The 14,345-nt window shown below is 70.4% G+C and carries 12 protein-coding genes; 5 read left to right on the top strand and 7 right to left on the bottom strand.

The features are described from left to right. The 7 genes from OG332_RS47505 to OG332_RS47475 form a co-directional block, all read right to left on the bottom strand. Window positions 1-2,199 (bottom strand): hypothetical protein, encoded by a 2,199-nt coding sequence (locus OG332_RS47505; RefSeq protein ID WP_327419657.1) that lies wholly within the window; start codon window positions 2,197-2,199, stop codon window positions 1-3. A gap of 256 nt (window positions 2,200-2,455) precedes the next feature. Continuing rightward, window positions 2,456-2,683, bottom strand: coding sequence for a hypothetical protein (locus tag OG332_RS47500; protein WP_327419656.1), 228 nt, complete (start codon window positions 2,681-2,683; stop codon window positions 2,456-2,458). Further along, window positions 2,680-3,153: a hypothetical protein gene (locus OG332_RS47495; protein WP_327419655.1), complete on the bottom strand. Its 474-nt coding sequence runs from the start codon at window positions 3,151-3,153 to the stop codon at window positions 2,680-2,682. Before OG332_RS47495 ends, OG332_RS47500 begins: the two co-directional genes overlap by 4 nt. Window positions 3,154-3,265: 112 nt before the next feature. Beyond that, window positions 3,266-4,879, bottom strand: a complete 1,614-nt coding sequence (locus OG332_RS48125; RefSeq protein WP_442816418.1) for a hypothetical protein — start codon at window positions 4,877-4,879, stop codon at window positions 3,266-3,268. Window positions 4,880-4,909: 30 nt separating this feature from the next. Continuing rightward, complete coding sequence (locus OG332_RS47485; RefSeq protein ID WP_327419654.1) at window positions 4,910-5,314, bottom strand: hypothetical protein; 405 nt, start codon at window positions 5,312-5,314, stop codon at window positions 4,910-4,912. Continuing rightward, window positions 5,311-5,763: a hypothetical protein gene (locus OG332_RS47480; protein WP_327419653.1), complete on the bottom strand. Its 453-nt coding sequence runs from the start codon at window positions 5,761-5,763 to the stop codon at window positions 5,311-5,313. The genes OG332_RS47485 and OG332_RS47480 overlap by 4 nt, the downstream gene beginning before the upstream one ends. A 106-nt stretch (window positions 5,764-5,869) precedes the next feature. Then, a complete protein-coding gene (locus tag OG332_RS47475; RefSeq protein ID WP_327419652.1) occupies window positions 5,870-6,295 on the bottom strand; it encodes a hypothetical protein in 426 nt (141 codons plus the stop codon). A gap of 550 nt (window positions 6,296-6,845) precedes the next feature. Here OG332_RS47475 and OG332_RS47470 point away from each other — a divergent pair. From OG332_RS47470 to OG332_RS47450, 5 genes are all read left to right on the top strand, one after another. Then, window positions 6,846-7,730: a sigma-70 family RNA polymerase sigma factor gene (locus OG332_RS47470; protein WP_327419701.1), complete on the top strand. Its 885-nt coding sequence runs from the start codon at window positions 6,846-6,848 to the stop codon at window positions 7,728-7,730. Window positions 7,731-7,736: 6 nt separating this feature from the next. Next, the gene (locus OG332_RS47465; RefSeq protein ID WP_327419700.1) at window positions 7,737-8,609 is read left to right on the top strand and encodes an integrase; all 873 of its coding nucleotides are present in this window, start codon (window positions 7,737-7,739) and stop codon (window positions 8,607-8,609) included. Window positions 8,610-9,456: 847 nt separating this feature from the next. Beyond that, window positions 9,457-10,602: a hypothetical protein gene (locus tag OG332_RS47460; protein WP_327419698.1), complete on the top strand. Its 1,146-nt coding sequence runs from the start codon at window positions 9,457-9,459 to the stop codon at window positions 10,600-10,602. Between the two features lie 86 nt (window positions 10,603-10,688). Further along, window positions 10,689-12,083: a replicative DNA helicase gene (gene dnaB, locus OG332_RS47455; RefSeq protein ID WP_327419697.1), complete on the top strand. Its 1,395-nt coding sequence runs from the start codon at window positions 10,689-10,691 to the stop codon at window positions 12,081-12,083. A gap of 83 nt (window positions 12,084-12,166) precedes the next feature. Beyond that, entirely contained in the window at window positions 12,167-13,036 is an 870-nt protein-coding gene (locus OG332_RS47450; protein ID WP_327419696.1) for a DnaB-like helicase C-terminal domain-containing protein, read from the top strand. Window positions 13,037-14,345: the final 1,309 nt, after the last annotated feature.

The following is a 14,345-nucleotide window of genomic DNA, read 5'->3' as shown; positions in this document are numbered from 1 at the left end:
TCATCCCTCGTGGTGAGCGGCTGCAGACACATGGGCGAGCCCCGCGTCCGCCTTGGCTTCCTTGTCTCGGCGGTAGTCGGCGTACAGGACCCGGGCGGCCATCTGGGCGCCGTCAGCCGCCTCACGGCACTTGATGGCCATGCGCTCCGCCTCCTTGGCCATGGTCTGGGCGGCCTCGGCGAGCTGGTCGAGCTTGAGCATCACGCCGGGGTCGGTGACGTTCTGGGAGCTCTGAAGATCGGCCTGCATCTCCTCGATCGCCTTGACCGCCTGCTTCATCTGGTCGACGACGATCCTCGTCTCGGCCTCGGTCTCGGCCGCCCCCAGGCCGACGCGGCTCATGTTCTTGAGGTAGCCGCCGAGGTTCAGTTCGGTCTGGTGCTGGGCGGCCAGGCCGCCCTGGGGACTCTTGGTGTCGGCTGCGCTCACTCGGGACTCCTTGGTCTGGGTGCCCGCGGTGCCCTGCAGTCGCTGGGTGCCGGGGCGCTGGGTGTGCGGCTCGGATGCCCGGGGGAGTCCGCGCTGCCCGGCGGTGACGCCTGCCGGCGGCTTCTTCGCCGGGGCGGGCTCGTCGTCGCGGAAGATGTAGAAGGGATCCCAGCGCGGACCGGTCGCCTGCTGCGCCGAGGTCCAGGCGTCTTCACGCCCGGACGACCTCGAGCGCGTGCCGGAGCCGCTCGTGCTGGAGCTGGTGGAGCCGGCCGGGCCCGGCTTGCGGGTCTTCCTGCGCTTCCACCACGACCACGTCGAGCGGCTGTTGCGAGTGTTTGATCCCTTCCGGCCGCCGGTGGGCTTCTTCCTCTTCTTCGCCGACCCAGTGCCTGCGGTGGTGCTGGGTCCGGCCTTGCCCGGGCCGGTCTTCTTCGGCTTGGGCTTCCTCACCCGGGTCTTCTTCGGCCGCCTGGGCTTCTTGGTCCCCGACGCCGTTCCGGACGGCGGGTTCGGTCCGGAGCCCGGCTTCGAACCGGACTTCGGCTTCTTCGTCCCCGAGCTCTTCGTGCTGGACGGCTTGCCCGCTCCTGGACCGGATGGTGTTCCGGCGCCCGGAGCGGATCCGGGCTTGGGCTTCTTCTTCTTGCGCCGCTTGACGGTGGTCAGGACGGGCGGGGCCATGTTCTTGCGGCGCTTCTTCAAGCGGCGCTTGGCCGTGTCTGCCACGGCCTCGCCGAAGGTGGTTCGGTCCTCGGCGGCCTTGGCGGCCTCGGCCGCCTCCTTCTTCTTCTCCCGCTGCTCCTTGCGCCCGGCCCGCAGGTCGGCCCTCTTGGCCCGGCGGGTCTCCCTCGCCGCGCGGCGGGCCTCCCGGGCCTGCTGCTTGTTGTCGCGGGCCAGGTCGCGGTCTTTGGTCCGGTCGGCCAGGGCTGCGCTCTGGTCTGCCGCCCGCCGCTCTCCTCGGGCAGCCTGACGAGCAGCCCGCCGCTCCTGGCGGCCCCGGGCCCGCTCCATCGCCGGACTTGAGGCGGACGAGCTCGGCGACTTCCCTCCGCTCGGGCTCTGGAGGCCAGAGCCCTTGCCGCCTCCGGCGCCCTTGCCTCCGCCGGCCCCGGATCCCGACCCCTTGGCCCCGGACCCTTTCGAGCCCGACGTGCCGCCGGAGCCCGACGAGGTGGCGCCCTTCCCGGAGATGGAGCTGTTGCCCTTCGCTCCAGGGCCCTTCCCCGACGCGCCGGAGGGTCCGGAAGTCCCGGAGGAGTTGGCGGGCTTCGCCCCCGGCTTGCCGCCCCCGGACGTGCCCGCCGATCCCTTGCCTCCGCCCGTCGCTCCGGAGGAGCCGGAGCCGCTGCGGCCGCCCCCGCCTCCTCCGCTGGCGGCCTTGCGGCCGTACTCCTGGCTGGAGGGGACGGTGGCCTTGGCGCGCGCTTCGCGGCCCTGGTCACCGAGCTTGCGCATGGCCAGGGCGTGGTCCGCCTGCTGCTCCAGCGCGGCGACCTTGGTCTTCATCTGCGCCTCGCGCAGCGGGGCGGCTTCGGCGTGCTCGCTCATCCGGCGCTGGCGCCAGTCCGTGATCACCATCGCCATACCGCGGAGTGCGGCCAGCGCGACGGCCAGCGGAGCGACGACCGCCAGACTCCCACCGCCGACGGCCGGGGCGCCGGAAGCGGTCGGGGCCGGCGGCAGGCCGGTCATCGGTAAGGGCGCCGCCGTGACGGCCGCCGCCGACTGCGCGGCCGTCTCCCGCTCGGGGATGACCGGCAGTTCCATCGTGGTCTCCTCCGGGGTCTCCGGCGGAGCAGCCCGGCGGGGCGGGGGAAGCCCCGGCATCCCGCTCAAGTCCCCTTCTCGGGTGGGGAAGTGAACCAGATCCCCGTCATCCGACATGCCAACTCCTCTTGACAGAGAGTGATGTCCTCGCGTACGCGCGCGCGTGTCCGCGCGTCCGCGTATCCGTGCGTCCGGTTGGGGCCCCATCAGGGCCGCTCCCCGACCGGGAAGCGGCCCTGACGCGCCCACAGGATGACTACGGCCTGTAGCGGGTGCAGAAGTTCTCGAGCGTCCGGGCGAGCTCCACGACGGCCGCGTTGCTGCCCTTCTGCTGCTCCGCCTTGGCGACCGCCTTGGCCTCCTCGACCCAGGCGAGGATCACGCCCCACTCGCCGAGGCGGGCGGAGAAGTCCGCGATCCGCTTCTCGCGGTGCGCGTCCTGGCGAAGGCGCCGGGCCTGCGCCCGGGTCATCGGCTGCGTCACGCGGCACCCCGCTTCTTGTCCAGGTCGTAGAGCGAGCCCGGGACGCTGCCGCCGGCCCCCGCGTCCTCGCCGTCCTTCTTGGTGAGGAGCTCCGCCGACTTGTGCAGCGACTTGGAGGCGAACTCGCCGATCGCGGCGTTGCGCTGGGCCCTGGCCAGCGCCTTCGTCTTGCGCTGCTCGGGCAGGACGGCGACCAGGGCCGTGTGGTCGGTGAGGGCGATCTGCAGGGCCTGGATCGCCTCGTACTGCGCCTTCGCCGCCTTCACCAGGGTCTTCGCGTGCTTCTCCAGCTTCCTCGACCGCCGGGCGGCGGCCTTGAAGCGGTCGCCGGAGATGTGCTCGGCGCGGTACTTCGCCCGGACCGCGGCGAGCAGGTCGTCGTACACCTCGTGGTCGGTGCCGTGCGAGCGGCGCCGCGCCTGGCTGAACTCTGCGAACGCCTCGGGCGAGAGCAGGTGGGACATGTCCATGGGGAACTCCTTCTCGGGGTGGGGCCCGCCGTCTGTCGGGGGCAGAGGCGGCGGGCTGTGGCCCGCGCCGTACGGACCGGCGGCTGCCGATGGCGGCCGCCGGTCCAGGTGCTCAGTTGCTCAGGTGCTTGGCCGCGTCGGCGGGGCGCAGCAGCCCCGCCTCGGCGAGCAGCCGTACGGCCCGGTCGCGGTTGCTGCCGAGGGCCGTACGGGCGGCGTTGACGTTCACGAAGCCATCCGTCTCCGGGGTCAGGGCCCGGAGGATGGCGACCGCTTCGGCGTCCGTACGGGCGGGCGCCGCGCTGCCCGTACGGCCGGTGTCCGTACGGGCCGTACGGCGCTTATCCGTACGGGCTGCCGTACGGCCCGTACGGTCGCGGGGCGTACGGGGCTCCGTACGGTCTCCCCGTGCGGGCTCCGTACGGGGCCCGTCCGTACGGCCATCCGTACGGGCCGAGTCCGCCTCGTCCGTACGGCCGTCGCTCTCCTCGCCGTGGTGGCCCAGGAGCGCGTGCACCCGCCAGATCACAGCGACGAAGATGAGGACGACGGCGGCGGTCAGCTGCCACGGCGTCGCCTTGCCGCCGTGGCCGATGCCCGCCTGATCGGCGATGTGGAACGCGAGGTTCGCTCCGGCCATCAGCAGCAGCGCCGGGGCGATGTCCCGCTTGGCCCGGAACGCCGACACCGCGTACACGTCGATGCTCACCGGGAGCAGCGGAGCGACGTACGGGTTGATGCCGACGAGGCGGGCCAGCTCGTATTCGCCGGAGGCGGCGAGGCCGACGCCGGCGGCGAGGGCGATCCAGGGGGCGCCCGTCCAGAACTTTCGGGTCCAGCCCATCCGCCGCGATGTCCGGCGGGATGCCGCCTCGGCCTTGACGAAGAGCTTCTCGGCCGCAGCCTCTCGGGCCGCGGCCCGTCCGGTGGCGGTGGCCGCGTCGCGCTCGGCTGCCTTCCGGATGCTCTCGGCCTCCCGGGCCGCCTTGTCGACCGTCGACTTCGCCTCGGCGCCGGCCTTCCTGCGCATGTCGGCGAGTTCGGCGTCCAGGCGGTCGCGCTGCTCCTCGTACTCGGTCATCTGCTGGGCGTCGAGAGAGCGGAACTTCTCCTGGATCTCGACGCGGAGCTGGTCGGTGGTCTCCCGCTGGCGCTCCAGGTCCTGCCTGATCTCGGTCCGCCGGGTGGCGGTCTCCTCGTCCAGGTCGAGGTGGGCCTTGCGGCGGGCGAGTTCGGCGTCGGTCTCGGCGGCCGCGCGGATTGTCGCCGCCTCGGCCGCCGCCGTCCGGGCCTGTTCCAGGAGTTCCTCGGCCCGGGCCTGTGCCCCGCTTCGGATCTCCTCGGCGTCGGTCAGTGCCTTGCTGTACGCCTCCTCCGCCGAGGTCCGGCGGCGGGAGGCGAGTTCGGCGGCCTGGTCCAAGAGCTCGGCGGCCTGCGCCCGGGCCTTGCCCACGATCTCGGCGGCACCCTCGGTCTCGGTGTCGGCGAGCTCGCGGGCCCGGATCGCCTGCCGCTCGTGCAGCTGGCGCTTCTCCTCGGCCGCGGCGACTTCACCGTCGGCCTTCTCGACGGCGCGCTGGGCGCCGTCGAGGATCCGGCCCGCCTCGTCGCGGGCCGTCTCGATGATCTGCTCGGCCTGGTGCCGGGCATCCGCCAGGATCTCGGCGGGGGTCGGCTCCGCCCCGATGACGGGGCGGAGGGTGGCGAGGTCCACGACAGTGGACACGGGGCCTCCTTCCGGAGTCGTACAGGGGGGTCAGACCTTGGCGAGGCGGCCGGTCACCCGGCAGGTCGCGTCCGTGATCCGCTCGCCGGTGTCAGCGACGCGGGCCACGAACGCGCGGCCGCTGGCCATCGCGCAGACCTTGCTGGCGGCGGTCCACCGCTCGTCGACCTGGTCCAGGTGGTGCTCCAGCGGCAGCCAGCACGAGCCGCGGACCGCGTGCACCAGCTCGGCCAGCGCGTACAGCGGCATGGCGTACGCAAGGATCGCCAGCACCTGCGCCCTAAGCCAGAGCCGCCGGAGCGGGCCCGGGGCGTGGGCGACGATGAGCAGGTCATACAGGAGGCCGAAGTCCTCGGCGGTCCAGCCCTCCATGTCGCCGTGCTCCTGGCAGAAGTTCTTCACGACCCGCTTCGGCTTGCTGAGCAGAAGGTTCATGCTGTTGCCGCCTTTGTGTCGGTGTCGGCCGTGTCGGCGGCCAGCGGGATGGTGGAGATGACCTGGCCGTCGGTGGGCGGGCGGCCCTCTCCCTGGCTCCAGCCGTCCTCGGAGACTCCGTAGCGGAGCCGTGCGGCGGCCTTCGCGCCGTCCTTGGTCCGGTGGGCGCTGATGGCCTCACCGTCGTTCAGCAGGACGTGAATGCTGCCTACGCCGTGCGCGGCCTGGTCCAGGAGACGCTCCAGGCTCTCCAGCTCCCGCCCCTTGCCCTCCAGTTCCAGCTGGATCAGCTCGAGGGCGATCAGGGCGTCGTCCCGCGCGGAGAGAGCCGTGTCGCGGGCTTTCTCCATGGCGACCGTCTCGGCGAGGGCCACGGTCAGGGCGCCCTCGGCGGCCACCAGTTTGTCGTGCCGGTCGGCGCGGATCGTCTTGAACGGCCAGAGCTTCACAGCTGGCCACCCCCCATCGGGTCGAACCCGTTCTTGCCGGACTGGGTCGTGGACTGCTTGTTCGTCTCCGCGAGGCGGCGGGAGAGCTCCTCGCGCTCGGCCTCGGTCATGCGACCCGCTCCATGTACTCGTCGTCGGCCTGGCCGTACGCGGCGATGGCCGGGTCGAGGTCGACGGCGGCGACCAGGTCCTCGAGGTCGCCAGCCGTCAGGTGCGCGCGGCCGACGGTGATGCGGACCGCGATGTTGCCCTGGCCCATCGAGCCAACGATCCCGACCTCGGCCGGGGTGTAGGTGATCGAGGTGTTCTCCAGCTCCCCAGCCAGCCGCGGCAGGAGGCCGGCGGACTCCGGCTGCAGCGTCACGTCGGCAGCGATCCGGCCCGGGAGGACCGTCAGCGCCAGCCGGACGCCGAGCTTGGCCAGCCCCTGGACCTCGTCGAACAGGCTGAACGCGTCGGCGACGACGTCATCGAGCGCGTCGACAGCGGCCTGCGGGCGGATCGGGGCGGCGGAAGTTGCGATGATGGTCATGCGGACAGCTCCTAGATCGGGTGGTCCGTGCAGACCCCCGGCACACATGGCGTCTCTAGCGCCGTGCCGGGGGTCGCGCCGTCTGTGCGGCGCGGTGAGCGGACGGGGAATCGCACCCTCGGCCCCACCCCTGGGGCCCTCTACAGATCCGCTCTCGGGTGCCGTGCGGCCAACCCCCCGCTCAAGACCCCACCAGGTGTAAAACCGCTGGTAGGAGGGTCATCTCGTCAAATGACGGCAGGGGCGCCGCGCCCGAAATTCAGTCCACTGTTGAGTTCAGAAGCAACGAGCAGCCACCCATCACCCCGCTCGGTTAGAGCGAGTTCACCGGGGCCACCAGGGCATAGCTGTGCTGTGCAATTCGCCGTGTGATCGGCGCTGTGGTGCAGAAAGATGGCTCTGACGTGCAGATATAGTCTTCGCAAGGCCGGTCTTTAGCGAGCTAAAGCGGCTGCTGAACGAAACTGTAGGGCGGCACCACCTGAGCGTCAACCACCTTGAAGACTCGTCTTTAGTGCGCTAAACATGACCCCAGAAGGGAGGCACACACATGGACGACAAGCTCGACGCGGCGCTCGACACCGCGCTTTCCGATGTACGGGCCCTGACCGATCCACTTCAGCGGGCGAAGAATGCCCATCAGCTCGTGGGCCGGCTGCAGGACTACGAGGGCCAGGTGCAATCGGTCCGCAACGAAGCAATGAACGAGGCCCTGCGCACGGGCGTGACCAGCAATAAGGATCTGGCGACGGCGCTGGGCATCAGCGCCGGCCGCGTCAGCCAGCTGGCCAAGGGCGCTCCCCCTGAACGGCTTTTCCTGGGTAGCGGCCGCGTCATCGTGGCGCTCGCCGAGAAGCTGGAGGAGGGAAAACTCAAGGACGGCAGCGACAAGGTCATCCAGGGCCCGGTCATCGCCACCGAGGACATCCAGACGTACGAGCGCCTCCGGGGACTCGCCGAGGAAGTCGGCCTTGAGATCTCGTTCGAGCGCATCCCACTGGGCGGCAACGTCAAGTTGAACCGGTCGAACCTGGTGGTGATCTGCGGTCCACGCCTGAGCCCCCTGATCGAGCAGATCCTCGAAAGCGACCCTCACCTGCGCTTTGACAAGGACAGCAAGGGCTGGTTCCTGACCGATCTGAACAGCGGTGAGGTCTACCGCTCCCCGATGGACAGCGGGCAGAAGCAGGACATCGCCTACTTCGGCAGGCTGCCGCGCCCCGACGGCAAGGGCACGTTCCTGTACATCGCTGGCATCCACGCCCGCGGCAGCGGTGGCGTCGTCCACTGGCTGAACTCGGAGCTGGAGAACGTCCACCGCGAACTCAAGGCCAAGAGGTTCTCCGTCCTGATCAGGAGCACCTACGACCCGGAGACGCTGGACATCGTCGCCAGCGAGCGGATCACCCCCTTCTACCAGCCTGAGAGGGCGTAACCCACCGTGCAGGTCACCGTGTCGTCGGCCAAGGGCGTCGGAGCCGAAAACGAGGACGGAGTCTTCGTCGGCCCGGGCGCCGTCGTAGTCCTGGACGGCCTGTCCGCGCCGAAAGACCTGCCGATGGCGTGCAGCCACGGCACGCCCTGGTACGTCCGGCAGCTCGGCGCACGCCTGGTGGCGCTCATGGGCGACGAGGAACAGCCGCTCGCCGAAGCACTCCGCACGGCGATCCGAGACGTCAACTCGATGCACAGCAGCACGTGTGCGCTGGACCAGGAGGCGGTGCCGGCCTCCACGGTGGCGATGCTTCGCGAGCGCCAGGGCGTCATCGACTATCTCGTGCTGTCGGACTCGGTACTGGTGCTGGACGCGGCCGGAACGGTCCAGGCCGTGGCGGACACCAGCGTCGAAGCCGTCGCCGGACCCGAGATGGCGGCCGCGCTCGCCGGACCCGCAGGCACACCCGAACGGGCTGCCCGAGTGTCCGAGCTGGTGGCCGTACAACGTGGGCTGCGAAATCGTCCAGGTGGGTACTGGGTTGCGGCGACCAACCCGGCCGCCGCCGATCACGCCATCACCGGCAGCGTCCCGGCGGCCGACGTGCGACGGGCCGCCCTGTTGTCCGACGGCGCCAGCCGCCTCACGGATCTCTTCCACCAGCTGTCGTGGGAAGAGTTGCTAGACGTCTTGGAAGCTGATGGACCCGCCGAACTGATCTCCAGGACCCGTGCCGCCGAAGGCTCCGATCCGGATGGCACCCGCTGGGCACGGTTCAAGGTCAGCGACGACGCGACCGTAGCTTTCGTCCAGCTCGACACCCACCGACACACCCAGGATCCGCCCAGTCGCCCCGATCGATTCGGCGAGGGTGAATGATGGCCCCACATCCGAGTAACCGCGGGCTTGCGCGGCGAAACCAACGGACCTGGAAGGCCGGCATGTCATTGCCCCCCGTGCAGCTGTCCCGCAGTCAGTTTCCGCTGCGGCTCCGACCTTCCGCTTCGCTACAGCAGACTGTTACCGGGTCGCTGTGTGGCGTCTTCCATCCCGTCAGGCGGGCTTCCAGCACTGGTGTGTTCCCGCTGGGCGGATCTGCCGCTTGTGCGGAACCTGTCAGGCGGGAAAGGCGTTCTGACCTGCGAGGAAGCTGTTGCAGGATCGCCGGATGGCGACCTACCTACCACGACATCCCCGGTCAGCCCAACCGGGAGAAGGGCCAGACGATGGTCACGCACGACCCCAGCCCGTAAATGGGCGATGGCCGCCCCCTGCGTCAACAGGAGACGGCCATCTGATGATCCCGACTCATTCCAGGCCCTAGGAAGCCACTGCTCTGAGTCGTATGTCGGCGGTAACGCCGGGCACCCCTGACCTCGGTCGAGGCCCGGCTACCAACGCCAGGATAGCGACATTGTCTAGTCAATCGCAGCATCCCCAGCGGTTGACCTGGTCACTGTCCCCCCGTCGACGTATGACTCCCTACCCCGATAGGGAGCCCGCCCCACATGCACCGCCCCCTCCGGCCCGCCTCCGTGGAGCCCGCGACGGTAACCGTCGCGGCCACGTACGAAGGCGCCGTGATGACTACGACTTACACCCTGAATCGCGCGCTGACCTGTCCTGACGGGGGTGTCCGCTTTGGCGCATACAACCGCCTGGTGACTACCAACGCGCCCAACAACACCACTTGCACCTCCGCGCCGGCCGCCGGGGCGGTGGCCCGATGACTGCTCCCGTCATGGACGAGAACGCCGAGGACATTGAGTTCGTCGGCGACATCACCGACTACTGGTCCTACACCCAGGTCCGCGACTGGGTGCTCCTGGTGCCCGGCATCACCCGGACCGCCCTCCACCTGTACCTGCTGCTGCGCGCGATGGTCTCCGAGACGGCACGGCGGACCGGCGGCGGCCTGCGCCGGATGTCGCTGGACCAGTTGTGCTACCTGCTGCCCGGCATCAATGACAAGCCCGCCAGCCCGACCATGGTCAAGGACGCCCTGCGCCTGCTCGAAGAGCACGGCCTGGTCATGAACCCCGACGGCCGACTGGTCACCTCGACCGGCAAGGGCGGCATCCAGAACAGCTTCCGCAAGTACCAGGTCAACGACCTGCCGATGGACACGTACGTGGGCTGGCGGAACGTGTGGGACAAGCTCGACGCCTACACCACCGACTGGCGGGAGAACCCGCCGCAGCCTCCGGTCCACACCCGTACCCAGGATGGCAAGGTCCGGCGGACCTCCGGTCGGCCGCAGACCGCTGCGGCCGCGGCGCTGGCTGGCGGAGCCGGGGCGGAGAAGCCTGCGGATCTAGTCGGCTCCGGTGGGGGTACGGCGCGGCCTGCAGCGACTCCGAAGAACGGTCGGTCCGCGCCCGCCGCAGCAGCGCCAGCCGCCAAGACCGCGCCGAAGAAGCGAGCGAAGAAGGCGGCCGCGCCCGACACCGCCCCCGATGCTGACGTCTCGGCTGCGGCCCCCGTGGTGGACGCCTGGGCCAGCGGCATGACGGCCAGCGGCCACCCGTACCTGCCCAAGCGCGCGGCCGCCATCGGCGCCGAGGCCACCGAGCTCCTGGCCGCCGGCGCGAACCTGGACCACCTGTGTCGACTGGCCGAGTGGATGGGCCGGGTGAAGCCGAGCTGGAAGAGCATCGAGGACGCGATGACCTGGCCCGAGGCCCCGCAGGCGTCGGTGCCGAAGCAGCGTTCCGGCCCGGCGATGTGCGAACGGCATCCCGCGTTCGAGGAGGGCGACTGCTCGCCCTGCCGTCTCGCCGAGCGTGAGCGTCAGCAGCGTCAGGGGTCCGAACCCGCGTCCGTCAACGGCGCTGACCTGCTGGCCCGGCTCCGTGCCGGTCAGCCCGCGTGACCCGTACCCGTAGTTCCGCACATGCCTGTGGCGGCCACTCCCGCTAAGAACCGGCCGCCACAGAAGACCTCACCAAGGAGATCCGTATGACCATCGTCGCACCCCACGCCGCCCCTGACGACGAGTACCCCCGCCCTCGCCGGGACGGCTTCGAGCTCGTTCCGCCGCACAACCTCGAAGCCGAGACGGCCGCCCTCGGCGGCCAGCTGCTGAGCAAGGACGCGATCGGTGAGGTCCTCGAAACCCCTATGCAGCAGCGGGACTACTACCGCCCGGCCCACGAGACCATCCAGGCCGCGATCCTGTACCTGTACGGCAAGGGCGAGCCGGTCGACCCGATCACCGTCGGCGCCGAGCTCACCCGGCGCGGTGACATCAACAAGGTCGGCGGAGCCTCCTACCTCCACACCCTGGTCCAGGCCGTGCCGACGGCCGCGAACTCCGCCTACTACGCCGAGATCGTCCACGAGAACGCCGTTCTGCGCCGCCTGGTCCAGGCCGGGACGAAGATCACGCAGCTCGGCTACTCCGGCGTCGGCCAGCTCGACGAGGTCCGCAGCTCCGTCGAGGCCGAGGTTCTCGACGCCCTGGCGACCCGGGAGCAGACCGCCGGCTACGCCTACGTCCGCGAGGACGTGCCCTCGTTCTGGGACGAGCTCGACGCCCGGATGAAGGGCACCGACACGATCGACGGCATCCCTACCGGCCTGGCTGACCTGGACAGTCTGACCAACGGCTTCCAGCCCGGTCAGTTCATCGTCATCGGCGCCCGCCCGGCGATGGGCAAGTCCACCCTCGCCCTGGACATGGCCCGGGCCGCGGCGGTCCGCTACGGCAACACCGTGGCCTTCTTCTCGCTGGAGATGGGCCGCTCCGAGATCATGCAGCGGCTCTACAGCGCCGAGGCCCGCGTCGCCCTGCACCACATCCGCGCGGGCACGGTCACCGAGGACGACCTGAACCGGCTGGCCCGGCGCACGCCCGCCATCGACGCGGCCCCGCTGATCGTGGACGACTCCCCGAACCTGTCGCTGACCGAGATCCGCTCGCGGGCCCGCCGGATGAAGCAGAGCAAGGGCGGCCTGGACCTGCTGATCGTGGACTACCTGCAGCTGATGAAGTCCGGCGGCATGGGGCGCCCGGAGAACCGCCAGCAGGAGGTCTCCGACATGTCCCGCAACCTCAAGCTGCTGGCCAAGGAGCTGGAGATCCCGGTCATCGCGCTGTCCCAGCTCAACCGCGGGCCCGAGCAGCGCACCGACAAGAAGCCGCAGATCGGCGAGCTCCGCGAGTCCGGCTCCATCGAGCAGGACGCGGACATGGTGATCCTGCTGCACCGCGAGGACGCGTACGAGAAGGAGTCTCCCCGCTCGGGCGAGGCGGACCTGATCGTGGCCAAGCACCGCAACGGGCCGACGGCGACGATCAGCGTGGCCTTCCAGGGCCACTACAGCCGGTTCGTCGACATGGCGAACACCTGATCGGTCTGTGACCTGCCTGTTTTCCCACCCTGGGGTGGCCGCACCGGTGCGGCCACCCCTTCGTCGAAAGGACGTCCTTCGAGATGGAGTGGACCGAGCAGTCGCCCGTGCTCACGATGGCGGAGCTCCTCGCCAGCAGCGGGGAAGCGCCGGCGCACAGCCTCAGGCACCGGCCGGGTCTTCCGACCGGGCTGCGGGGGCTCGATGCCGTGATGGGCGGGCTGGAGCCGGGCACACTGACGGTCCTTGCGTCCCGGCCCGGCCTGGGCCGCAGCACCCTGCTGCAGAACATCTGCCAGTGGAATGCCGGCGGCACGCTCGCGGGCCGGGTCGAGGAGCGTGTGGTGGTGCCCGTGCTGCTCGCGTCGGCGGAGCAGAGCGCGGAGCAGATCATGGTGCGCGCGCTGGTCACGGCCGGGCGGGTGTCGAGGGACCACGTCCGGACGGGCCAGCTCGTTGAGGAAGACATCCGCCGGCTGGAGCGTGCGCGCTCGATCCTCGAGGCGGCCCCGCTGTACGTCCTGGCGCCGGCCCTGCTGGCGGACGGCCAGCTGGTGGAGCACGCCCGGCGCCTGGTGCACGAGCACCAGGTCCAGCTGGTCGGGGTGGACGGGCTGGACGCCGTGGGGCAGAGCTTCTCCCCGGGTCAGGCAGCCCGCGCCCTCAAGGCCCTGGCCCGTGAGCTGGCCGTCCCGGTCGTCGTCACCGCCCCACTCGGCGCCGTCTCGCGGCGGCCGCACTGGATGCCGGCCCTGGAGGACCTGGACGACGAGGTCGCCTTCACCGCGGACACCGTGGTCCTGGTCCACCGTGACGACGCGTACGACCCGACGTCCCGGCCCTCGGAGGCCGACCTTGTCGTCGCGAAGGCGCGCAGCTCCCGGACCGCCATCGCGCCCGACGTCGCCTTCCAGGTCCACTACGCGCGCTTCACCGACATCGTGTCCGCGTGAGCCCGCGACAGTGTCCGCTCCGTCTGCAACAGTGCCGTCCGTGGTCACACACCGGCCCCGCCCCTGGCGCACTCCCGCGCCGGGGGCGTCGTCGTTCGCGGGGTCCAGGCCGGGCAGCTCCACGGGTCTGGTCGGATTTCCGACCGTCGAAGTGACCTGCGGTGATGTGCAAAGTCCCAGGTCGTTTCGATGGTCGGATTTCCGACCGGACCCGACGGATTTCCGACCAGCCTGGTCGGAAAAAAAACGCACGCGCCTCGCTGACCTGGGAAAACGCTCCCCTCTAATAAGCCCCCCCAAGAAGTTCTTCTCTCTCCCGTACCGCTGGCCGCAGCGGCACCGCCGTCTCGGCCTGGTCTTGTGACGGGCAAGCGAGAGAGACCTCGGCTTCGCCGGGCAGAGCAACCCCGCTTCTGCTGCTGGCCCGTCTTTGGCCTCAGCCCACGAAGGTGTGCCCCACTCGACGTGCACGCGGTTCCGGTCCGCGGGGGCCTCGCCGCAGTCCCACCTGCCCCAGCCACGCTTCTCCTCTTCGTGCCCGGCCCCGTACGGGCCGCGGTCGAAGGCCGGCGGAGGGCGCCCCCGGCGTGCACCGGCTTGCGGTAGTCACCACGACGGCGATGGGCCGCCGATACCCCCACCGGCCCGCCGCCTATTAACAGGGCGTTGCCATTCCAGGACCTGGGTGGTGGGCACGGCCCGCGCCGCACCCACCACCCCTGCTCGGGGCACCTCAGCCCGCCACCCGGCCGCAAACGATCTTGACCCCCTCGCGTAGCAGGCCAGGGTCGTGGCCTGAGCTTGGGACGGCGGACAGCCGGAGAACCGGACGGTCATGCTCCGGACAGGACCGTCCGCTCGCAAGCGCAAGGCCCTGTTAATAGACCAGAGGAGGGGGGCGCAGCCGCGTCACCCGAATGGGTGACGCGGCTGCGCCGTGGGGCGTCCCTGGAGGAGTCGGTGCAGGTCAGAACATAAGAAAGGAGCCCTTCGGGCACGACTTTCAAGGGCACATCGGCTTCGCCGATGAACACAGACGCCCTTCGGGCGGCGACTACAGGGGCAAAGGCGACGCGCCCGTGAGCGAGCGTGTGCCGCTCTCGGAGGCTGATCGGCACTCCGCGGCGCCGAGGGCTAGATAAGCGCTCCTGGCCCCCTTCACGCCCCTCTCGGGCCTGTTCTGCATGATCCTCGGCGCTTCCGAGACTGCAGCTCGCCGATCTTCTTCCAGAAAGTGCGGGCGGCACGCTCGGAAGGGGTGCCTGGAACCCCGACCGCGGTGCCGCAGCAGCAGGCGTGTCGTACGCCT

The organism is Streptomyces sp. NBC_01233, from assembly GCF_035989305.1.
Lineage (GTDB): Bacteria > Actinomycetota > Actinomycetes > Streptomycetales > Streptomycetaceae > Streptomyces.
This window is presented reverse-complemented; position numbering and strand designations above follow the sequence as displayed.

What these genes read in the sequence shown, in the direction of transcription:
- OG332_RS47470 (WP_327419701.1), top strand. Translation starts at nt 6,846, where the DNA reads ATGGACGACAAGCTCGACGCGGCGCTCGACACCGCGCTTTCCGATGTA.
- OG332_RS47495 (WP_327419655.1), bottom strand. Translation starts at nt 3,153, where the DNA reads ATGGACATGTCCCACCTGCTCTCGCCCGAGGCGTTCGCAGAGTTCAGC.
- OG332_RS47450 (WP_327419696.1), top strand. Translation starts at nt 12,167, where the DNA reads ATGGAGTGGACCGAGCAGTCGCCCGTGCTCACGATGGCGGAGCTCCTC.
- OG332_RS47475 (WP_327419652.1), bottom strand. Translation starts at nt 6,295, where the DNA reads ATGACCATCATCGCAACTTCCGCCGCCCCGATCCGCCCGCAGGCCGCT.
- OG332_RS47460 (WP_327419698.1), top strand. Translation starts at nt 9,457, where the DNA reads ATGACTGCTCCCGTCATGGACGAGAACGCCGAGGACATTGAGTTCGTC.
- OG332_RS47485 (WP_327419654.1), bottom strand. Translation starts at nt 5,314, where the DNA reads ATGAACCTTCTGCTCAGCAAGCCGAAGCGGGTCGTGAAGAACTTCTGC.
- OG332_RS47505 (WP_327419657.1), bottom strand. Translation starts at nt 2,199, where the DNA reads ATGGAACTGCCGGTCATCCCCGAGCGGGAGACGGCCGCGCAGTCGGCG.
- dnaB (WP_327419697.1), top strand. Translation starts at nt 10,689, where the DNA reads ATGACCATCGTCGCACCCCACGCCGCCCCTGACGACGAGTACCCCCGC.